A 20,240-nucleotide genomic window follows, 5' to 3' on the forward strand; every position below is an offset into this window, starting at 1 on the left:
GCGGCGTAACCAGCGGGATCAGGAGATACGCTTATGGCCAACAAGATGCAGACCACCGAAGGCGCCATGGTCGAATACGTCACCGCGATGATCGGCGGCCAGCTGTTCGGCCTGCCGATCTCCCGCGTCCAGGACGTGTTCATGCCCGAGCGCGTCACCCGCGTGCCGCTGTCCTCGCGCGAGATCGCCGGCGTCCTCAATTTGCGCGGCCGCATCGTCACCGTGGTCGACATGCGCGCCCGTCTCGGCCTGCCGCGCCCCGAGGACGGCAAGGCGCCGATGGCGGTCGGCGTCGACCTGCGCGGCGAATCCTATGGCCTCTTGATCGACCAGATCGGCGAGGTGCTGCGTCTGCCCGAGGACGGCAAGGAAGAGAACCCCGTCAACCTCGACCCCCGCATGGCCAAGCTCGCCGGCGGCGTCCACCGCCTCGACGGCCAGCTCATGGTCGTCCTCGACGTCGATCGCGTCCTCGAGCTCGAAACCAAAGTGCAAATGGCTGCGTGAGCCAACGAAAACATCGAAGCCGGAGAACCCAAATGAAAACGTGTTTGGTGGTCGATGATTCCAGCGTGGTGCGCAAGATCGCGCGCCGGATCTTGGAAGGCCTCGAATTCGAGGTGACCGAGGCCGAGGACGGCTCGAAGGCGCTGGAGATCTGCCAGCGGCAACTACCCGACGCGGTGCTGCTGGACTGGAACATGCCCGTGATGGACGGCTTCGAGTTCATGGGCCACATGCGCCGCCTGCCCGGCGGCGATCAGCCCAAGGTGGTGTTCTGCACCACCGAGAACAACGTGGCGCATATCGCCCAGGCGCTCAGCGGCGGCGCCAACGAGTACATCATGAAGCCCTTCGACAAAGACATTATCGCCGACAAGTTCGCTGAAGTCGGCTTGATCCCGGTCGGACAAGCCATGGTCTGAGTGTGTCTGGCCCGAGTGTTTCGGCCAGAGTGTTTTCAGTACAGCTTTCGAGAGGCGATCCGTGACCCCGACCGAGTATGAGTATCTGCGCAAATTCCTGAAGGACAATTCAGGTCTCGATCTGTCCGCAGACAAGCAATATCTGATCGAAAGCCGCCTCTTGCCGCTCGCCCGCAAGGCCGGTCTCTCCGGCATCCCCGAGCTCGTGCAGAAACTGCAAGGCGGCTCGCGCACGCTCATCACCGACGTGGTCGAAGCCATGACCACCAACGAGACCTTCTTCTTCCGCGACAAGGTCCCGTTCGATCATTTCCGCGACACCATCATGCCCGAGATCATCAAGGCGCGGGCCGGCCGCCGCAGCGTGCGGATCTGGTGCGCCGCCGGTTCGACCGGGCAGGAGCCCTATTCGCTGGCGATGTGCCTGAAGGAGATGGGTGCGGCCCTCACCGGCTGGCGTGTCGAGATCATCGCGACCGACCTGTCGCAGGAGGTGCTGGAGAAAGCCAAGGCCGGCGTCTACAGCCAGTTCGAGGTGCAGCGCGGCCTGCCGATCCAGATGCTGGTGAAATATTTCAAGCAGACCGGCGAGACCTGGCAGATCAATCCCGAATTGCGGGCGATGATCCAGCACCGCCAGCTCAACCTGCTGCACGATTTCGCCCAGCTCGGTACGTTCGACGTCATCTTCTGCCGCAACGTGCTGATCTATTTCGACCAGGAGACCAAGATCAACATCTTCAACCGGCTGGCGCGCCAGATCGAGCTCGACGGCTTCCTGGTGCTGGGGGCCGCCGAAACCGTGGTCGGACTGACCGATACGTTCAGGCCGATTCCCGACCGGCGCGGCCTCTACAAGCCGAACGATCCGCGTGCAGCCGCGGCCAAGCCGGCCCTCGCCGGCGCGGCGCCGCGCATGGCGGTGATGGCAGGACGATAGGCATGGCCGAGGATGGAAAAGGCGTGGAGCGCGTGACGTTCAGTCGCGGCTATGATGTCTGCATCATGGCCATCGACGGCACCTGGCGCCGTGACTGCAAGCTCAACGCCATTTCCGACACCGACGCCATCCTCACGGTTGAAGGCTCGATCCAGGGGCTGAACCTGAAAGAATTCTTCCTGCTGTTGTCGTCCACCGGCCTTGCCTACCGTCGCTGCGAGCTGGTGCGCGTCAACGGCGCCGAAATGGACATCCAGTTCCTGCGTGGCAAGAACCGGAAGAAGCGCGGCGCGGCCGGCGGTCACGACGCGGCAGCCTGACTGGCGCGTGGCGGCACCAGCGCTTTCCGTCACGTTGCTTTACATTTGCTGAAACATCCGGATGAATTTGTCGCGGCAGCTTTACGTGGCCTAAGCGCGCTCCGTGTATCCATTGCCTGTCTCAATCTCAGGATACGGCAATGCCCAGAAGTTCCCTCTCCCCCGTCCCGTCAAACCTGCCCGACGCCGCCGAGCGGCGTGCGCTCCAGCTCCTGGTGGTCGATGACGACGCCACGCAGCGCAGCCTGATCACGGTCGCCGCCAAGCAGGCCGGCCACGAAGTCACCGTGGCGCCGTCCGTGGCGGAAGCGATCGAGAAGCTCCGCGCCGCGCGCTTCGACTGCGTGACGCTCGATCTCGTGCTGGAGGATGGCGACGGCATCGACGTGCTGCGCGAGATGGCGAAGGCGAAATTCGCCGGTGCCGTGATCGTCATCAGCGGCATGGACGGCAAGCGCCGCAGCGCCGCCCGCAGCTTCGCCCGCTCCGTCGGGATCCAGCTCCAGGGCCTGCCGAAGCCGCTCGATCTGGCGGCCCTGCGCATCAGCCTCGCCAACCTCGGCAAGACCGCGATGGGGCTGCCGGCGATCCACACCTGGGGTGGTGTCGCCAGCGACGCGATCGTGGAACGGCACCGCACCTGACACGCGGAGCTGCCATGCAATTGGGCGCCGCCGCCGCCGCGCCGATCGCGACCTACACCGGGTCGCCGGAATCCGACAGGTACTGAAGGGCGCGGCCAAGGCCCGCCCGGCAGACGTTGAGGGCGGCGCTCGCCTTGGCATAGCGCGGCGTGACGTCGTCGAGCACGAAAATGTCGATGGAACCCGCCTGATCGCTGGTGTTGTCCTGCTCCAGGCCTGCGTCGATCATGGCTGCGTCGATCAGGCGCATGCTGCTCTCGATCCGCGCGATCAGGCAGCGAAGATCGGCCGCGATCAACTGACGGCTGTCGGCCTCGGGCGTCGTGACGAGAGGTGGCGTGCCAGCCAAATTTAGCATGGATATTCTCCGTCCCCCGCAATTAGGCGCCATGCCGCTACTTGTGCGTTAAGTCCATGTCCCGTACAAATACGGGTGGGCCGAATCCGCGCCGAACGCCATAACGGTTGGCGCGGACGCGAGTCCTCAATGCCGAATGGACTCTAATGCCAATTGGACATGGCACATGGCCGAACAAACCTCTCGCGGTGAAATCTTCGTAGTCGACGACGACCCCGCCGTTCGCGACACCTTGTCGATGGTGTTGAAGGCGGCGGGCTATGAGGTGATCTGTTTTGCGGACGGCGCAGCGCTGCTCTCCGTCGCGCGAAACCGCACACCGGCTGCGATCCTGCTCGACGTGAACATTCCCGGAAAGTCGGGTCTCGACATTCTGAAGGAGTTGCACGGTGAGGATTATCCGGCGCCGATCTTCATGATCTCCGGACAGGGCGACATCGCGATGGCGGTGGGCGCCATCAAGAGCGGCGCGCTCGACTTCATCGAGAAGCCGTTCCGCGGCAGCGAGATCGTCGGCCGGCTCGACGAGGCGATCGGCGCCTATGCACGCAGGCAGGCGGAGAACGCAGCGCCGAAATTCGGCTCGCTGCACTTCCCCGGTCGCGAGCCGTTGACGCGGCGTGAGCGCGAGGTGCTCGAGCAGTTCGCCGCCGGTGCGTCCAACAAGGAAGCCGGCCGCACGCTCGGCATCAGCCCGCGCACCATCGAGGACCACCGCGCCAACATCATGAAGAAGCTCGGCGCGCGCAATGCCGCCGACCTGATCCGGATCGTGATGACCGCGGCGCAGCGCGCGTCGTAGGCTTGCTGCTTTCTCTCGTGCCCCGGACGCAGCGCGTCACGCAGTGATGCGCTGCCGAGCCGGGCCCATCTCTCCAAACAATCGTAGGAAGTTCTGGGTCCCGGCTCTGGGTCGCAGCGTTGCACGCTGCGGCTTGTCCGGGACACGAGCACGGCGTGCTACCCCAGCAGCGCCTTGCGGATGATCCGCGCGAGATCCGATTTGCGGTAGGGCTTTGCGAGCAGCAGAACGCCCGAATCCAGCCGGCCGTGATGGATGATCGCGTTCTCGGTATAGCCCGACGTGTAGACCACCCTGAGATCGGGGCGCGTCTTCATCAGCTCGTCGGCGAGCTGCCGTCCGTTCATCTTGCCGGGCATGATGACGTCGGTGAACAGCAGGTCGAACGACTTTCCCGCGGCGACGATCGCGAGCGCTTCCGCGGCGTTCGCAGCCTGCAAGGTGACGTAGCCCAGCGCATGCAGTTGCGCCAGCACGTAGTCGCGCACCAGCCGGTCGTCCTCGACCACCAGGATCGTCTCGTGTCCGCCCTCGATCGTCGCGGGGATCACACCGTCGCCGACCGCCGTCGCCGTCTTGCCGGGCGGCAGGTACATCTTGATCGTGGTGCCGTGGCCTTCCTCGCTGTAGATCTTGATGTGGCCCGCGGACTGCTTGATGAAGCCGTAGACCATCGAAAGCCCGAGTCCGGTGCCCTTGCCCGGTCCCTTCGAGGTGAAGAAGGGATCGAACACCCTGGCCAGCATGTTGGATGGAATGCCGGTTCCGGTGTCGCTCACGGCGATCAGCACATAGTGTCCGGGCCGAACGTCGTTGACGCTGGCATAGACCTCGTCGAGATAGGCGGTGCCCGTCTCCACGATCAGCTTGCCGCCGCCGGGCATGGCGTCGCGGGCGTTGAGCGCGAGGTTGAGGATCGCCGTGGTGAGCTGGTTGGGATCGACGATCGCAACGCAGCTCTCCTCCTCGAACACGGATTCGATCTGGATCTGCTCGCCCAGCGTCGGCCGCAGCAGCTTTGCGGTGTCGACGATCAGCGAGTTGATGTCGACCTCGCGCGGCTGGAGCGGCTGCTTGCGTGCGAACGCGAGCAGGTGCTGGGTCAGCTCGGCGCCGCGTCCGGCCGCCTCGTCGATCATCCTGGTGATCGCCGCAAGCTCGGGCTCCTTGGCCACTGCGTCGCTGAGGATTTCGATCGTCCCGGTGATCACCGTGAGGATGTTGTTGAAGTCGTGCGCCACGCCGCCGGTGAGCTGGCCGACCGCCTCCATCTTCTCGGCGTGGCGGATGCGCTCCTCGGACGCGATCTTGTCGGTGAGGTCGCGGTAGAAGACGTTGAACAGGATGCCCTCGCGGCGCTTCAGCGCCGTGACGCTCAGCTCGGCCTTGAAGTCCTTGCCGTCGCGGCGGCAGCAGATCAGCTCGCGGCGGCGATTGAGCGTCTGGCCGTCTCCGGAATCGAGGAAGCGTGAGAGACCTGCCTTGGCCCTCTCGCGCTCGGCAGGGGCGACGATGAGGTCGATCGCGTTCCGGCCCAGCGCCTCGTCGCGGCGCCAGCCGAACAGCTCTTCGGCCCGCGAGCTCCAGTTCAGGATGATGCTGCGGTCGTCGGTCTGGACGAAGGCGTCGAGCGCGGTCTCGACGATGTTGCGGGCCAGCTGCTCGCTTTCGCGCAAGGACTCCTCGGCGAGCCTTGCCTCGGTCATGTCGCGCCCGACGAAGAAGTAGCGCTTGGCCTGATCGGACCAGTTGCCGAGCCAGGACAGCCAGATCTCGCGTCCGTCCTTGTGGAGGCAGCGGGTGTCGGCGAGCTTCGGGTGCCCGCCGCGCCTGAGCGCGCGCATTTCCTCGCGCGATTGATCGAGATGGGCCGGGTGGATGAAATCGACGCCGCTGTAGCCGATCATGTCATCGGGCCGGTAGCCGAGAATGGCCTCGCAGCTCGGGCTGATCTGCACGATATGGCCCCGCGAATCCATGATCATGATCAGGTCCTGCGAGGCGTCGAAAAGCTGCCGCCGCTCCTCGAGCTGCTGCTGTAGCGCCCGCTCGGTCCGTCGCGCCTCGGTGAGGCTGCGCGCCGAGCCCGAGGCGCCGATGATCTCGCCGGAGGGGCCCCTGATCGGCGAGAGGCTCACCGAGATTTCGACCGGGCTGCCATCCTTGCGCAGGCGCACGGTTTCGAAATGTTCGATCCGCTCACCCCTCGCAATCCGCCGCAGATAGTCCTTGCCCTCTTCGCGGCGATCCGGCGGAAGGAGGATCGAGGTCGGCTGTCCGATCGCTTCCTCGGCCGAATAGCCGTAGAGGCGTTCGGCTGCCGCGTTCCAGCCGATGATGATGCCGTCGAGCGTTTGCAGGACGATCGAATCGTCGGAGGACTGGACCGCCGCGCTGAACAGGCTTTCGCGGACGGCGAGCTGATCGCGGACGGCCTCGGTGCGACGCCGCTCCTCGACCTCGTGCTCCAGTGCCGACGTCTTTGCCTTCATCTCCTCGACCATGTGGGCAAAGGCCCGCGCCAGCACACCCGTCTCGCCGCTTGCGTCGACGGGAATGTCCGCTGGCCGGCCACTGCCGATTGCCTCCACGGCCGCGGTCAGGCGCCCGATCGGGCGAGTCAGGGAGCGTGCCAGCAGCACCGCGAGCGAAGCCGCGGCGAGGACGGACAGCACGCCGACGAGCAGGGACGTTTTTTGAATGGCGGCCGGCACGCGGCCAAAGACGGCCGGGGGAATGGTCACGATGATTGCGACCCATTCCTTGCTCGCGAGCAACGCGGGTGCGATCGCCGCGCCGCTCGGCCGGCCTAATCCATCGGTCGTGAGCTGCGTGGATACTCCCGGCGAGCCTGCCAGGGCCGAGAAAAATGGAAAATCATTGCGCCAGTTGGTGGGGTGGCCGCGCAATGAGCCGAATTCTCGCGCCTGATCGGGATGAACCAGATAGTCGCCGCGCGAATTCACGACGAAGATCTCGCCCCCCGAGCTCGTCGTCGAGCGAATGCGGTCGAGTGCCGGACGCATGTCGATATTGGCGATGATGATGCCGAACGGCCTGCCATCCGGCGTGAACAGCGGCGTCGCTGCCCGCAGGGTCGGCGTGTGCAAGGCCGTGGTTCCCCCCTGGCGGGTCGCGAGTTCGATGGGCGACACATAAATCTCGCCGGACGCCAGTCGTATCGTTTCCTGAAAGTAGGTTCGTTCGCTCTTGCGCTCCAGTTCGCTGCCGGGGACGATCCGTACTGCCCCGTTCGGGCCGGAGCGATCGACGCGGACCAGTTCGCGCTGGTCGTCGTCAAGGCCGATGATTCGAAACTGCCCGTAGCTGGGTTTGGCCTCGATCTCGGCCGCGAGCCGCGCCGCGATGCGCTCGCGCCAGGTCTGCTCTGAAACGCCGTCGAGAGCGTCGATTCCTCCGCCGAGGTGAGCCCGGATCAGACCGTTGATTGCCGCGGCGGAGCGATAGCCGAGCAGATCGCCGCGAACGCCGGCGACGTAGGATTCAAGATTGGTGGCCAGCAGGCGTGACTGGGCTTCGACCCGCTCCAGGACCCGCGGAATGACGGCTTGTGTGGTGTTGCGATAGCCCAGCCAACCGACTGCGGTCACGGTGGCCGCCACCAGCAGGATCATCGCAATGGCCAGCCGCGTTGCGAGTGTCATGGAGACATTCGCAGGGGTTCCCGGATGACCGCGCCTGTCCTGGCCTGGAACGGAGGAAACGCCGTCGTCATCGGCGGCCGGTACGGACATCGGGACCCTCCGGCTTGCCCGCGTCGAGGCAGCCGCTGACCGCGGCGAGCAGCGCGTCCGCCCGGAATGGCTTCTGAAGGCTTGCCACTGCGCCGAGCTTGGTCGCCATCTTCAGGAAATCCGGCTCCGCATAGGCGTCCGGCGTGATCGATCGGCCGGAAATGACGATGATCGGAATCGCCGGGGCTAGCGCCCGGATGTGGCGCATCGTCTCCAGCCCGTCCATGCCGGGCATGAAGATGTCGAGAAACAGGAGGTCGAACTGGCTGGCTTCGAACAGCGCAAGTCCCTTGCGGCCGTCGCCGGCGACGGTGACGTGATGACCGGCCCTCTCCAGAAGCAGCCGGATCGTGATCTGCACGGCCGGGTCGTCATCCACGATCAGGATGTTGGCCACGTCTGAATTCCTCCGGGTCGGCTGGGACGTTCAGCGACCGCAAATCAAAGCATCAAAGACGAAATTGTTGCGCGGATTCTATCCGCCCCGCAAGCGCCTTGCGTTTTGGGTGCGATTGACCCGGCCGGCGCGCAAAGGGGGCGATGCCATTGCAGTTCGTACGCACGCTTGCGTGCATATGAGACCATGATCTCGCCGTAGTTGTACGGAACCCGGATTTCACCATGGGTTAAAGGCGAGTGACCACAATCCCCGGTAGTTTCGGTACCCGCATTTTGCGCATTTCATTGCCCACATCCTGGCGTCTGCCCACGCCGGCCGATCAACCGACCACCAGCACGAGATCTTTCATGTTCAAATCGATTGCGAACACCGGAATTCGGACCCGGCTGCTCGGCGGCTTTGCGCTGATCTGTGGTCTGCTCGCCGCGACCGTGATCTACACCGTCGCCGCCGTCTCCGACATCTCGTCGCGCATCAAGACGGTGGTGGATCTGCGAGCGCCGGTCGCGGTCGCAAGCACGGAGCTCGTCGGCAATCTCTACTCCGCGCTCTCGGTGCTGCGCGGCTATCTGCTGACCGGCGATGCGCAGGGCAAGCGTGATCGGGCGGCGGTCTGGGCCGATCTCGATCGCACCGCCGCCGCGGTCGACCGCATGGCGGAGGGTTTTTCCAGCCCGCAGAACAAGACCAATTGGAGCGAAGCCAGGGCGCTGATCGCGGAATTCCGCCAGGCCCAGGACAAGGCCGAGCTCGCCGCCTTCACCCCGTCGGCCTATCCGGCGAGCGATCTCCTGGCGAAGGAGGCCGCGCCGCTGATCGCGACCATGTTCGCCGAGATCACCGCGATGATCGACGAGGAGGAGACGCTGGAGGCAACGCCGCAGCGCAAGCGCCTGCTCAAGACCTTCGCCGACGTGCGCGGCAATCTCGCCGCGGCGGGATCGCAATTGCGGCTCTACGTCGCCTCGGGCGAGGCGGCCGACCGCGACAAGTTCGAAAAGCCGCTCGCGACTTTCAGGGCCGCGCTCGCATCCGTCGGGACCCAGGCGGATCTGCTCACCGACAGGCAGGCGACCGCCTACCGGGCCATCGCCAGGGCGAACGAGGCCTTCACGCCGTTGCCGCAGAAGATCTTCGCGATCCGCCAGACGCCGCAATGGAACATGCCGGTCTTCATCCTGTCCACCGAGGCCGCTCCGCGCGCGGCCCGGATCCTCGATCTTCTCGACGGCAGGAAGGACGCCGAGGGCAAGCGCGCGGGCGGCCTCAAGAGTGACCAGCAGTCCAAGCTTGCCGAGGACGCCCGCAGCGTGGCCGACGAGGTCGAGAGACTGCTTCTGCTGCAATGGATCCTGCTCGCCGCGGGGCTGGCGCTCGGAGCGGCGATTGCGATCCTGGTCGCGCGCTCCATCACCCGTCCGATCGTCGAGCTGGTGGGCGATTCCGCGCGCCTGTCCGGCGGCGACACCAGTGTCGAATTCAGGACGGCCGAGCGCGGCGACGAGATCGGGGTCGTCTCGCAGGCGGTAGCCAAATTCCGCGACAATGTGATCGCCCAGCAGCAGGCGGCGGCGGGGCTCACGCGCGAAGCGGAGGCGCGCGAGGCGGCCAACCGCAACACGGAGAGCGCGGTCGAGGAATTTCGTGCGACCTCGCGCGACCTGCTCGCGCTGGTCGACGAGAATGCGGGGACCATGCGGCAGACCGCGGAGAGCCTCGGCGGCATCGCGAACCATGCGACGAGCCAGGCTGCTTCCGCGGCGAGCGCCTCCGAGCAGACGGCGGTCAACGTCCAGACCGTCGCCGCGGCGGCCGAGCAGCTTGCGAGCTCCATCGTCGAGATCGGCCGGCAGATCGAACTGTCGAACAAGACCGTGCGGTCCGCGGGCGAGGTGACCGCGCGCTCCGAGGCCGAAATCGAGGGTCTCGCGCACGCCGCCCAGAGCATCAGCTCGGTGGCCGACCTGATCCAGGCGATCGCGGCCCAGACCAATCTTCTGGCGCTCAACGCCACCATCGAGGCCGCGCGCGCCGGTGAGTCCGGCCGCGGCTTTGCGGTGGTGGCCTCCGAGGTCAAGGCGCTGGCCGACCAGACCCGCAATGCGACGCAGGACATCGCCCAGCACATTGCCGCGATCCAGAACTCGACCGGCAGCGCGGTCGCCTCCGTCAAGGAGGTCGCAACCGCCATGCGCCGGATCGACGAGGTGACCGCGGCGATTGCCAGCGCCGTGGAGCAGCAGGGCGCCGCGACGCGGGAGATCTCGCAGAACGTCCAGATGGCGGCGTCGGGAACGCAGACGCTCGCCACCAGCATCGGGACCGTCTCCGGCGCCATCGCGGAAACCAACCGCTCGGCCGACGACGTGATGGGGGCCGCGAACCACGTTTCGGGCGCGGCCGAACGCCTCGCCGCCGAGGTGCAGGCCTTCTTCGTCAAGCTGCGCAGCGGTCCGATGGATCGCCGCAGCACAGACGATGCCGATTATCCTGGGCCGGAGCGGCGCAACCACCGCACCGCCGCCTGAGCCTCTAGTCGGCCAGATACTCTGGATGATGGCTCCGGATCTTGTCGAGCTCGCTCAGCGTGCCCGACAGATGCTTGCGCAGATGCTGTTGCGCGGCATCGGCATCTGCCGACTCGATCGCGCGGGTGATCAGTCTGTGATGGCGCACGATGTTCTGGGCCTTGCCGGGCGAGGGCAGGTGCAGCCGGCGCAGCCGGTCGATATGTCCGCTGCGGCTGCGCACCAGCGCCCAAAGCTCCTGCTTGCCGGCGGCGGCGTAGAGCTGGGCGTGGAAGTCGTTGTCGCCGGCCATGAACGCCTCGAAGTCGCCGGCTTTCGCGAATTGCTGCTGGAGTGCGATGGCGTGGTCGAGGCGGAGAATCAGGGCTGCATCATGCTTTTCCGCGAGCAGCCGCACGATCTCGAGCTCCAGCGCCTGGCGCAGGAAATGCGCCTGCTGGGCGCGGCTAATGTCGATCCGGCTGACCACGGTCGCGTGCTGCGGAAAGACGTCGACCAGGCCCTCTTCCTCGAGCCGCATCAAGGCATCGCGCACCGGCGTCGAGCTGACGCCGAACTGGCCGGCGAGCTCGGCGCGTGACAGCGGCGCGCCCGGCGGCAGCTCCAAGGCGATGATCGCATTGCGCAATCGTTCGAACACCTGCGGCGCAGCCTGACGGGCGCGGTCGAGCCGCGTGGCGGGTGGTACGGCCGCGCGCGGCGCGGTGTGGGCTGCGTCCATGTCGGGTCCCGCGGGCTTGCCTTTGATGCACTAATATATTAGTGCATCAGCAGGGTCAACGCAGCTCGACGCTGGCCGGAGGAAACACACAACAATGATGACGTATCTTCGTAGCAGGCTTGCGGCTGCCGCCCTGATCGCCGCAACCGCCCTCTCGGTGTCCGCCGCGCATGCGCAGCAGAAATCCGAGATCTCGCTCTCGCGCCAGCCCGGCATTTTCTACATGCCGAGCCACATCATGGAGAAGCAGAAGCTGATCGAGAAGCATGCTGCTTCGCTCGGTGTGCCCGGCGTCACGACCAAATGGGTCACCTTCTCCGGCGGCGGCGCGCAGACCGATGCGCTCCTCGCGGGCAGCGTCGACATTCTCAACACCGGCACCGGCAATCTTCTCTTGCTGTGGGACCGCACCCGCGGCGGCGTGAAGGGCATCGTCGCGACCTCGGCGCAGCCGATGACGCTGATCAGCCGCGACGCCAACATCAAGTCGATCAAGGATTTCGGCCCCGGCGACAAGATCGCGGTGCCGACCGTCAAGGTCTCGACCCAGGCGATCGTGCTTCAGATCGCGGCGGCCGAGGCCTTCGGTGCCGATCAATGGTCCAAGCTCGACGCCAACACCGTGCAGCTCGGCCATCCCGACGCCTATGCGGCGCTCGCCAATCCCAAGCACGAGGTGCACACGCACTTCTCGATCCCGCCGTTCACGTTCCTGGAGCTGAAGAACGTGCCGGGGGCGCATGTCGTGCTGTCGTCGCCCGACGTGATGGGCGGCCCGCTCAGCCAGGCGCAATTCTTCACCACGACCAAATTCGCCGACGCCAATCCAAAAATCATCCAGGCGGTGCGCGACGCGACCAAGGAAGCGCAGGACCTGATCCGCAGCGACACCAAACAGGCCGTCGAGATCTACAAGGAGATCACCGGCGACAAGACCTCGGTGGAGGAGCTGCTCGATCTCCTGAAGGAGCCCGGCATGATGGAGTGGAATCTCGAGCCGCAGGGCACGATGAAGTTCGCCGCCCATCTCTACAAGACCGGCACGCTGAAGACGCAGCCCAAGGCCTGGACCGACTATTATCTCCCCGTCGCGCACGACCTGAAGGGCAACTGATGGCGCTGCTCGATGTCAGCGGAGTGACGCTGCGCTACAAGACCTCCAGCGCCGTCGTCACGGCCACCGAGAGGGTGAGCTTCACCGTCGACAGGTCCGACCGCTTCGTGCTGCTCGGGCCGTCCGGCTGCGGCAAGTCGACCCTGCTCAAGGCCGTCGGCGGCTACATGAGCCCGAGCGAAGGCCGCATGAGCATCAACGGCCGCGAGATCCACGGTCCCGGCGCCGACCGGATGATGATCTTCCAGGAGTTCGACCAACTGCTGCCGTGGAAGACCGTGCTCGCCAACGTGATGTTTCCGCTGCTCACCGCGCGAAAGCTGCCGCGCAAGGACGCCGAGGCACGCGCGCGGGCCTATATCGAGAAAGTCGGCCTCACCCGCGTGGTCGATGCCTATCCGCACACGCTGTCCGGCGGCATGAAGCAGCGCGTCGCGATCGCGCGCGGCATGGCGATGGAGCCGGACATCCTGCTGATGGACGAGCCGTTCGCGGCGCTGGACGCGCTGACGCGCCGGACCTGCCAGGACGAGCTGCTCCAGCTCTGGAGCGAGACCAGGTTCACCGTGCTGTTCGTGACCCATTCGATCGCGGAAGCAATCCGCATCGGCAACCGCATCCTCTTGCTGTCGCCGCATCCCGGCCGCGTCAAGGCCGAGGTGGTCGATGTCGACAAGGTCTCGGGCGCGGACGGCAGCGCCGGCCGGCTGGAGAAGGAGATCCACGATCTCCTGTTCGCCGGCGAGGCCACGGCGCATTGAGGGAGCCTCCAACATGGGCGAAGCGAGAATATTGCTGCGTGATGCGTCGGTCGCCGCGGCCGGCGGCGCAGACGAGGTCGAGCGCAAGCTGAGCGTGCCTGAAATGTTGTGGAACGACGGCTTCGTCCGCAAGACCGTCATCATCCTGTTCTTGGCGGCGGTCTGGGAAGCCTATGGCGTCGCCCTCGACAATCCCCTGCTGTTTCCGACGCTGCACGACACGATCGTCACGATGTTCGAGCGCGTGAAGGATGGCACCATCCCGCTGCGCGCCTGGGCCTCGCTGAAGGTGCTGTTCATGGGCTATTCGGCCGGCATCGTGCTCGCCGCGATCTTCACCGTGCTTGCGATCTCGACCCGCATCGGTACCGATTTCCTGGAAACGGTCACGGCGATGTTCAATCCGCTGCCGGCGATCGCGCTGTTGCCGCTGGCGCTGATCTGGTTCGGGCTCGGCAATGGCAGCCTCGTTTTCGTGCTGATTCATTCGGTGCTGTGGCCGGTGGCGCTCAACACCCATTCCGGCTTCAAGAGCGTCTCCAACACGCTGCGCATGGTCGGCCGCAATTACGGCCTGCGCGGGCTGCCCTATGTCGCAAAGATCCTGATTCCCGCCGCCTTCGGCTCGATCCTCACTGGCCTCAAGATCGGCTGGGCCTTCGCCTGGCGCACGCTGATCGCGGCCGAGCTGGTGTTCGGCGTGTCCTCAGGCCAGGGCGGCCTCGGCTGGTTCATCTTCGAGAACCGCAACCTCCTCGACATACCCGCCGTCTTCGCAGGCCTCTTGACGGTGATTATCATCGGGCTCTTTGTCGAGAACCTGATCTTCCGCGCCATCGAGCGGAACACGGTCCAGAAATGGGGCACCCAATCATGACCAAGAAGAAAAAAACACCCGACCAACTCCGCAGCGCGCGCTGGTTCGCGCCCGACGACCTGCGCTCGTTCGGCCACCGCTCCCGCACCATGCAGATGGGCTACGCCCCCGAGGAGTGGAAGGACCGTCCGATCATCGCGATCCTCAACACCTGGTCCGACGCGCAGCCCTGCCACATGCACTTCAAGTCGCGCGTCGACGACGTCAAGCGCGGCATCCTGATGGCCGGCGGCCTGCCGCTGGAGCTGCCGGCGCTGTCATTGTCGGAATCGCTGTTGAAACCGACCACGATGCTCTATCGCAATCTGCTTGCCATGGATGCCGAGGAGCTGCTGCGCAGCCATCCCGTTGACGGGGTGGTGCTGATGGGCGGCTGCGACAAGACCACGCCGGCGCTGCTGCTCGGCGCCACCTCGATGAACATTCCGGCGATCTATCTGCCGGCAGGTCCCATGCTGCGCGGCAACTGGAAGGGCAAGACGCTCGGCTCCGGCTCGGACGGCTGGAAATATTGGGACGAGCGGCGCGCCGGAAAAATCTCCGACAAGGACTGGCTCGACATCGAGGCCGGCATCGCCCGCAGCTACGGCACCTGCATGACCATGGGCACCGCCTCGACCATGACCGCGATCGCCGAAGCCATCGGCATGACACTGCCAGGCGCGTCCTCGATTCCGGCAGCCGATGCCAACCACATCCGCATGGCCAGCGAATGCGGCCGCCGCATCGTCGAGATGGTGTGGGAGGACCTGACGCCGAAGACGATCCAGACCCGAGAGGCCTTCGAGAACGCGATCGCGGTCGCGATGGCGATGGGGTGCTCGACCAACGCGATCATCCATCTGATCGCGCAGGCCCGCCGTGCCGGCCAGGACATCGGGCTCGACGATTTCGAGATCGCGAGCCGCAAGGTGCCTGTCATCGCCAACGTGCGGCCGAGCGGCGACGCCTATCTGATGGAGGACTTCTTCTATGCCGGCGGCCTGCCGGCGCTGATGGGCCAGATCAAGCCGCATCTGCATCTCGACTGCATCACCGTCACCGGAAAGTCTCTGGGTGAGAACATCGCCGATGCCGAGGTGCACAATGACGACGTGATCCGCTCGGTCGACAATCCCATCTACAAGGAAGGCGCGCTCGCCGTGCTCAAGGGCAATCTCGCGCCCGACGGCTGCGTCATCAAGCCCTCCGCCTGCGCGCCGCGCTTCCTCAAGCACACCGGACCTGCTCTGGTGTTCGACGATTATCCGTCGATGAAGAAGGCGGTCGACGATCCCAATCTGGACGTCACCGAGGACCACATCCTGATCCTGCGCAATGCGGGGCCGCAGGGCGGACCGGGTATGCCGGAATGGGGCATGCTGCCGATCCCGACCAAGCTCGTGAAGCAGGGCGTGCGCGACATGGTGCGCATCTCGGATGCGCGCATGAGCGGCACCAGCTATGGCGCCTGCATCCTGCACGTTTCACCGGAGTCCTACATCGGCGGTCCGCTCGCCTTGGTGCAGAACGGCGACCGCATCACGCTCGATGTCGCCGCGCGCACGATCAATCTCGACGTATCGGAGGCCGAGCTCGCAAAGCGCCGCGCCGCCTGGAAGGCGCCCGAACGCCGCTTCGAGCGCGGCTATGGCTGGATGTTCACCAAGCACATCAAGCAGGCCAATGACGGCTGCGACTTCGACTTCCTGGAGACCGATTTCGGCGCGCCGATCGGCGAGCCGTCGATCTATTGATCGTCGTTCCGGGGCGCGCGTAGCGCGAACCCGGAACCCATTTCACCGCGTTGCGTGCGGCCCGATGGATTCCGGGTTCGCCGCTACGCGGCGCCCCGGAATGACAAGAGGATGAACATGTCCAAACTCAGCGAAGCCACCCGCAACAAGCTCAAATCCGTCTCCACCGCCACCGTCGCCACCGCCTTGTTCAAGCGCGGCCTGCGCATCCAGATGATCCAGGATGTGCACCAGCTCGGCGCGGACCAGCCGACCATGGTCGGCGAGGCCTTCACGCTGCGCTACATGCCGGCGCGCGAGGATCTCAACACCATCGATGTGTTCAAGGACCGCTCGCATCCGCAGCGCAAGGCGGTCGAGGATTGCCCTCCGGGCGCCGTGCTGGTGATGGACAGCCGCAAGGACGCGCGCGCGGCCTCGGCCGGTGCGATCCTGGTGACGCGGCTGATGAAGCGCGGGGTCGCCGGCGTCGTCACCGACGGCGGCTTTCGCGATTCCGCCGAGATCGCCAAGCTCGGCATCCCCGCCTACCACCACCGTCCCTCAGCGCCGACGAACCTCACGCTGCACCAGGCGATCGAGATCAACGTGCCGATCGGGTGCGGCGATGCGCCGGTGTTTCCCGGCGACGTCATCCTCGGCGATGCCGACGGCGTCATCGTCATCCCCGCGCATCTTGCCGACGAGATCGCCAACGAGACGTTCGAGATGACGGCGTTCGAGGACTTCGTCACCGAGGAAGTCGGCAAGGGCCGCGGCATCTTCGGTCTCTATCCCGCCACCGATCCGCAGACGCTCACCGACTTCGCGGCATGGCGGAAGAAGAACGGCCGCTAGACCGAGACCAAATCACGTCAAGAAACAGGCCGGTCACAACAAGTGCCGGCCTTTTATCAAGCAGGGGAGGACTTCAATGAATATCACGCGACGTAACCTCATCGCCGGTGCTGGCGCGACCGCGGCTTCCACGCTTCTGGCCCGCGCCGCCGGCGCCCAGTCGTTCGCGTTCACGCCCAACCAGCGCTACCCTGATCCCGCCGTCCAGATCCTCGATCCGAGCTTTGCGAAATACCGGCTCTATTCCTCGACGATCGAGCAGGTCGCGTCAGGCATGCGCTGGGCCGAAGGTCCCGCCTATTTCCCCGAGGGCGGCTATCTGCTGTTCTCCGACATCCCCAACAACCGGATCATGAAGTTCGACGAGAAGACCGGGCAGACCAGCGTGTTCCGCGCCAACGCCAATTACGCCAACGGCAATGCGCGCGACCGCCAGGGCCGCCTCGTCACCTGCGAGCACTCCGTCACCCGCCGCATCACCCGCACCGAGAAGGACGGCAAGATCACCGTGCTCGCCGACAAGTTCGAGGGCAAGCGGCTGAACGCGCCGAACGACATCGTGGTGAAGTCGGACGACAGCATCTGGTTCACCGATCCGCTGTTCGGCATCAATGGCGAGTGGGAGGGCAAGAAGGAAAAGTCCGAGCAGGCCACCACCAACGTCTATCGCATCGCCAAGGACGGCAAGATCAGCGCGGTTCTCACCGATCTCGTCAATCCGAACGGCCTCGCCTTCTCACCGGACGAGAAGAAGCTCTACATCGTCGAATGGAAGGGCACGCCCAACCGCAGCATCTGGAGCTACAATGTCGGCGACGACGGTAGCCTCAGCGGCAAGACCAAGCTGATCGACGCCGCCGACCAGGGCTCGCTCGACGGTTTTCGCGTCGACCGCGACGGCAATCTCTGGTGCGGTTGGGGCTCCAACGGCGCGCTCCAGAGCGAGCCCGCCGATGTCGGCGGACGCAAGGTGTTTCAGCTCAAGGGCAAGCCCGAAGACCTCGACGGCGTGATGGTGTTCAACCCCGAAGGCAAGCCGCTCGCCTTCATCAGGCTGCCCGAACGCTGCGCCAATCTCTGCTTCGGCGGCCCGAAGAACAACCGCCTCTATATGGCCAGCAGTCACTCGGTGTATGCGCTGTATGTCGAGGCGCACGGGGCGGTGTGAGGCGTAGCAGTCGTTGCTATTTGGCGAAGGCGCCGCCACACATACAACTGTCGTCCCGGCGAAGGCCGGGACCCATAACCCCAGGGCGAAGTTTGGCGAAGACTTGCAGTTAAGAAGTCCCCCTCGGTACGGCTACCTGTGCTTCACGGATACATCACGCGGTATGGGTCCCGGCCTTCGCCGGGACGACGGCGGAGGGTGGGGCTACACTCCGGCCTCCGCCATCCCTGCCGCCCACAGCGCGAACGCATACACGATCGCCACCTCGTCGAGACGATCGAAGCGCCCCGAGGCGCCGCCGTGGCCGGCGCCCATGTTGGTGCGCAGCAGCACCGGGCCGCCGCCGCGCATGGTGGCGCGCAGGCGCGCGATCCATTTGGCGGGCTCCCAATAGGTGACGCGCGGATCGGTCAGTCCGCCCATGGCCAGGATCGCCGGATAGTCCTTCGCGGCGACATTGTCGTAGGGCGAGTAGGACAGGATGGTGCGAAAATCCTTTTCGCTCTCGATCGGATTGCCCCATTCCGGCCATTCCGGCGGCGTCAGCGGCAGCGTGTCGTCGAGCATGGTGTTGAGCACGTCCACGAACGGCACTTCGGCGACGATGCCGGCGAACAGCTCGCCGGCGCGGTTCGCCACCGCGCCCATCAGCATGCCGCCGGCCGAGCCGCCATGGCCGACGATGCGCTTTGCACTTGTGTACCTGGTGTCGATCAGCGCCCGCGCGCTGGCGGCAAAATCGTCGAACGAATTCGTCTTCTTCTCGCGCTTGCCGTCGAGATACCAGCCCCAGCCCTTGTCGGCGCCGCCGCGGATATGGGCGATGGCGTAGACGAAGCCGCGATCGGCCAGCGACAGGCGGTTGGCGCTGAACGAGGCCGGCATCGCCATGCCATAGGAGCCGTAGCCGTAGAGCAGCAGCGGTGCCGATCCGTCGAGCTTCAGCCCGCGACGATAGAGGATCGAGACCGGCACCTCGGCGCCGTCCTGCGCCTTCGCCATGATGCGCGTGGTGACGTAGTCGGCCGCATTGTGGCCGGACGGGATCTCCTGGCGCTTGCGCAAGGTCCGTGTGCGCTTGGCCATGTCGTAATCATAGACCTCCGACGGCGTCGTCATCGACGAATAGGCGAAGCGCAAATTCGTCGTCTCGAATTCGTAGGAGCCCATCGTATCGAGCGAATAGGCGGCTTCGTCGAAGGCGATGGCGTGCTCCTCGTCCGATGTGAGGTCGCGGATCACGATCGCCGGCAGCGCATTGGCGCGTTCCAGCCGCACCAGATGGCCGGCATAGAGATCGAGGTCGATGATGTAGATGCCCGGACGATACGGAATCAGATCGCGCCAGTTCTTGCGCTCGGGCGAGGCGAGCGGCGCGGTGACGATCTTGAAGTCGATGGCGTCATCGGCGTTGGTGAGGATGAAGAGCTGATCGCCGCGGTCGGCGAGCGAATATTGCACGCCTTCCTCACGCGCTGCGACCAGGCGCGGCGGCGTATCAGGACTTTCGAGATTGATCAGCCGTTGCTCCGAAGTCTCGTGATCGCCGCCGGCGATCACGCAGAAGCGGCCGCTGGTGCTCTCGTGCAAATGGGTGAACCAGCCGGAATCCTGCTCCTCATAGACGAGGGTATCGTCGGCCTGCTTCGTCCCCAGCCGGTGCCGCCACACCTGCATCGGCCGGTGATTGTCGTCGAGCTTCACATAGAAGAAGCTTTTTGCGTCCTTGCTCCAGACGATACCGCCGTCGGTCTCCTCGACGAGGTCGTCAAAGTCCTTCCCTGTCGCCCAGTCGCGCACGCGGATCGAAAAATATTCCGAGCCCTTGGTGTCCGCGCTCCAGGCTTGCAGCTTGTGATCGGGCGAATGCCGGCTGCCGCCGAATTTGAAATATTTGTGGTCCTTGGCGAGCGCATCGCCGTCGAGCACGATATGGCCATCGCCGCCCTCGCGCGGCATGCGGCCGAACAGCTCGTGCTGCCCGCCCTCGCGGAACCTGCGGAAATAGGCGAACGCCCCGTCCGGCGACGGCACGCTGGAATCGTCCTCCTTGATGCGCCCGCGCATCTCGCGCACCAGCGTCTTCTGCAGCGCCGCGGTATGGCCGAGCAGGCTCTCGGTGTAGACGTTCTCTTCATCCAGATATTTGCGGATGTCGGGATCGAGCACCTTGGGGTCGCGCAGCACCTCCTGCCATTTCTCGTCCTTCAGCCAGGCATAGTCGTCGGTCACGGTGATCCCGTGCCGGGTGAAGCTGTGCGGCCGGCGCGGGGCGACGGGGGGCTGGGAAGGTGTCTTGGCTTGTGTCACTCGATCCTCGTCATGTCACGTTGCACGGCGCCTCTTCCTTACC

General features: G+C 65.4%; 18 protein-coding genes. 13 read left to right on the plus strand and 5 right to left on the minus strand.

Features of this window, described 5'->3' with window-relative positions; all coding sequences use genetic code 11:
- The first annotated feature begins 33 nt into the window (after positions 1-33).
- The 5 genes from BM118_RS35400 (at position 34) to BM118_RS35420 (ending at position 2,830) form a co-directional block, all read left to right on the plus strand.
- Positions 34-507, plus strand: a complete 474-nt coding sequence (locus BM118_RS35400; RefSeq protein ID WP_092192000.1) for a chemotaxis protein CheW — start codon at positions 34-36, stop codon at positions 505-507.
- 32 nt (positions 508-539) lie between these two features.
- Positions 540-926, plus strand: coding sequence for a response regulator (locus tag BM118_RS35405; protein ID WP_018321619.1), 387 nt, complete (start codon positions 540-542; stop codon positions 924-926).
- 61 nt (positions 927-987) lie between these two features.
- The gene (locus BM118_RS35410) at positions 988-1,866 is read left to right on the plus strand and encodes a CheR family methyltransferase (RefSeq protein WP_092192002.1); all 879 of its coding nucleotides are present in this window, start codon (positions 988-990) and stop codon (positions 1,864-1,866) included.
- A gap of 2 nt (positions 1,867-1,868) precedes the next feature.
- The gene (locus BM118_RS35415; RefSeq protein ID WP_092192004.1) at positions 1,869-2,186 is read left to right on the plus strand and encodes a pilus assembly protein PilZ; all 318 of its coding nucleotides are present in this window, start codon (positions 1,869-1,871) and stop codon (positions 2,184-2,186) included.
- Positions 2,187-2,326: 140 nt separating this feature from the next.
- The gene (locus BM118_RS35420) at positions 2,327-2,830 is read left to right on the plus strand and encodes a response regulator (protein ID WP_092192006.1); all 504 of its coding nucleotides are present in this window, start codon (positions 2,327-2,329) and stop codon (positions 2,828-2,830) included.
- A gap of 52 nt (positions 2,831-2,882) precedes the next feature.
- Here BM118_RS35420 and BM118_RS41925 read toward each other — a convergent pair whose 3' ends face one another.
- Positions 2,883-3,188, minus strand: a complete 306-nt coding sequence (locus tag BM118_RS41925; RefSeq protein ID WP_177234985.1) for a hypothetical protein — start codon at positions 3,186-3,188, stop codon at positions 2,883-2,885.
- Positions 3,189-3,354: 166 nt separating this feature from the next.
- On the opposite strand from BM118_RS41925, the gene BM118_RS35430 reads away from it, so the two are divergent.
- On the plus strand, positions 3,355-3,990 hold the full coding sequence (locus BM118_RS35430; RefSeq protein ID WP_092192010.1) for a response regulator transcription factor: 636 nt from the start codon (positions 3,355-3,357) through the stop codon (positions 3,988-3,990).
- A gap of 158 nt (positions 3,991-4,148) precedes the next feature.
- Here the strand turns inward: BM118_RS35430 and BM118_RS35435 are convergent, their stop codons facing one another.
- Entirely contained in the window at positions 4,149-7,745 is a 3,597-nt protein-coding gene (locus tag BM118_RS35435) for a PAS domain S-box protein (RefSeq protein WP_092192012.1), read from the minus strand.
- Positions 7,723-8,142: a response regulator gene (locus tag BM118_RS35440; RefSeq protein WP_092192014.1), complete on the minus strand. Its 420-nt coding sequence runs from the start codon at positions 8,140-8,142 to the stop codon at positions 7,723-7,725. Before BM118_RS35440 ends, BM118_RS35435 begins: the two co-directional genes overlap by 23 nt.
- Before the next feature lie 350 nt (positions 8,143-8,492).
- On the opposite strand from BM118_RS35440, the gene BM118_RS35445 reads away from it, so the two are divergent.
- Entirely contained in the window at positions 8,493-10,673 is a 2,181-nt protein-coding gene (locus BM118_RS35445) for a HAMP domain-containing methyl-accepting chemotaxis protein (protein WP_092192016.1), read from the plus strand.
- A 4-nt stretch (positions 10,674-10,677) separates the two neighbouring features.
- Here the strand turns inward: BM118_RS35445 and BM118_RS35450 are convergent, their stop codons facing one another.
- The gene (locus tag BM118_RS35450; protein ID WP_092192018.1) at positions 10,678-11,394 is read right to left on the minus strand and encodes a GntR family transcriptional regulator; all 717 of its coding nucleotides are present in this window, start codon (positions 11,392-11,394) and stop codon (positions 10,678-10,680) included.
- A 94-nt stretch (positions 11,395-11,488) separates the two neighbouring features.
- On the opposite strand from BM118_RS35450, the gene BM118_RS35455 reads away from it, so the two are divergent.
- The 6 genes from BM118_RS35455 to BM118_RS35480 all read left to right on the plus strand — a co-directional run bounded on the left by BM118_RS35455 (position 11,489) and on the right by BM118_RS35480 (position 17,887).
- Positions 11,489-12,508, plus strand: a complete 1,020-nt coding sequence (locus BM118_RS35455; RefSeq protein WP_092192020.1) for an ABC transporter substrate-binding protein — start codon at positions 11,489-11,491, stop codon at positions 12,506-12,508.
- Complete coding sequence (locus tag BM118_RS35460; protein ID WP_092192022.1) at positions 12,508-13,269, plus strand: ABC transporter ATP-binding protein; 762 nt, start codon at positions 12,508-12,510, stop codon at positions 13,267-13,269. Before BM118_RS35455 ends, BM118_RS35460 begins: the two co-directional genes overlap by 1 nt.
- A 13-nt stretch (positions 13,270-13,282) precedes the next feature.
- Positions 13,283-14,146 (plus strand): ABC transporter permease, encoded by an 864-nt coding sequence (locus BM118_RS35465; RefSeq protein WP_092192024.1) that lies wholly within the window; start codon positions 13,283-13,285, stop codon positions 14,144-14,146.
- The gene (gene araD / locus BM118_RS35470) at positions 14,143-15,882 is read left to right on the plus strand and encodes an L-arabinonate dehydratase (protein WP_092192026.1); all 1,740 of its coding nucleotides are present in this window, start codon (positions 14,143-14,145) and stop codon (positions 15,880-15,882) included. Before BM118_RS35465 ends, araD begins: the two co-directional genes overlap by 4 nt.
- 117 nt (positions 15,883-15,999) lie before the next feature.
- Positions 16,000-16,719: a ribonuclease activity regulator RraA gene (locus tag BM118_RS35475; protein ID WP_092192293.1), complete on the plus strand. Its 720-nt coding sequence runs from the start codon at positions 16,000-16,002 to the stop codon at positions 16,717-16,719.
- A 76-nt stretch (positions 16,720-16,795) separates the two neighbouring features.
- Positions 16,796-17,887 carry an SMP-30/gluconolactonase/LRE family protein gene (locus BM118_RS35480; protein WP_092192028.1) on the plus strand — a complete coding sequence of 364 codons (1,092 nt, stop codon included), beginning with the start codon at positions 16,796-16,798 and terminating at the stop codon, positions 17,885-17,887.
- A gap of 204 nt (positions 17,888-18,091) precedes the next feature.
- Here the strand turns inward: BM118_RS35480 and BM118_RS35485 are convergent, their stop codons facing one another.
- The gene (locus BM118_RS35485) at positions 18,092-20,197 is read right to left on the minus strand and encodes a S9 family peptidase (RefSeq protein WP_092192030.1); all 2,106 of its coding nucleotides are present in this window, start codon (positions 20,195-20,197) and stop codon (positions 18,092-18,094) included.
- Positions 20,198-20,240: the final 43 nt, after the last annotated feature.

This window comes from Bradyrhizobium sp. cf659, assembly GCF_900113725.1.
GTDB lineage: Bacteria > Pseudomonadota > Alphaproteobacteria > Rhizobiales > Xanthobacteraceae > Bradyrhizobium.

Excerpts from the sequence above, each read along its gene's own strand:
- BM118_RS35400 (WP_092192000.1), top strand. The coding sequence starts at position 34 with ATGGCCAACAAGATGCAGACCACCGAAGGCGCCATGGTCGAATACGTC.
- BM118_RS35405 (WP_018321619.1), top strand. The coding sequence starts at position 540 with ATGAAAACGTGTTTGGTGGTCGATGATTCCAGCGTGGTGCGCAAGATC.
- BM118_RS35415 (WP_092192004.1), top strand. The coding sequence starts at position 1,869 with ATGGCCGAGGATGGAAAAGGCGTGGAGCGCGTGACGTTCAGTCGCGGC.
- BM118_RS35420 (WP_092192006.1), top strand. The coding sequence starts at position 2,327 with ATGCCCAGAAGTTCCCTCTCCCCCGTCCCGTCAAACCTGCCCGACGCC.
- BM118_RS41925 (WP_177234985.1), bottom strand. The coding sequence starts at position 3,188 with ATGCTAAATTTGGCTGGCACGCCACCTCTCGTCACGACGCCCGAGGCC.
- BM118_RS35430 (WP_092192010.1), top strand. The coding sequence starts at position 3,355 with ATGGCCGAACAAACCTCTCGCGGTGAAATCTTCGTAGTCGACGACGAC.
- BM118_RS35435 (WP_092192012.1), bottom strand. The coding sequence starts at position 7,745 with ATGTCCGTACCGGCCGCCGATGACGACGGCGTTTCCTCCGTTCCAGGC.
- BM118_RS35445 (WP_092192016.1), top strand. The coding sequence starts at position 8,493 with ATGTTCAAATCGATTGCGAACACCGGAATTCGGACCCGGCTGCTCGGC.
- BM118_RS35450 (WP_092192018.1), bottom strand. The coding sequence starts at position 11,394 with ATGGACGCAGCCCACACCGCGCCGCGCGCGGCCGTACCACCCGCCACG.
- BM118_RS35455 (WP_092192020.1), top strand. The coding sequence starts at position 11,489 with ATGATGACGTATCTTCGTAGCAGGCTTGCGGCTGCCGCCCTGATCGCC.
- BM118_RS35460 (WP_092192022.1), top strand. The coding sequence starts at position 12,508 with ATGGCGCTGCTCGATGTCAGCGGAGTGACGCTGCGCTACAAGACCTCC.
- BM118_RS35465 (WP_092192024.1), top strand. The coding sequence starts at position 13,283 with ATGGGCGAAGCGAGAATATTGCTGCGTGATGCGTCGGTCGCCGCGGCC.
- araD (WP_092192026.1), top strand. The coding sequence starts at position 14,143 with ATGACCAAGAAGAAAAAAACACCCGACCAACTCCGCAGCGCGCGCTGG.
- BM118_RS35475 (WP_092192293.1), top strand. The coding sequence starts at position 16,000 with ATGTCCAAACTCAGCGAAGCCACCCGCAACAAGCTCAAATCCGTCTCC.
- BM118_RS35480 (WP_092192028.1), top strand. The coding sequence starts at position 16,796 with ATGAATATCACGCGACGTAACCTCATCGCCGGTGCTGGCGCGACCGCG.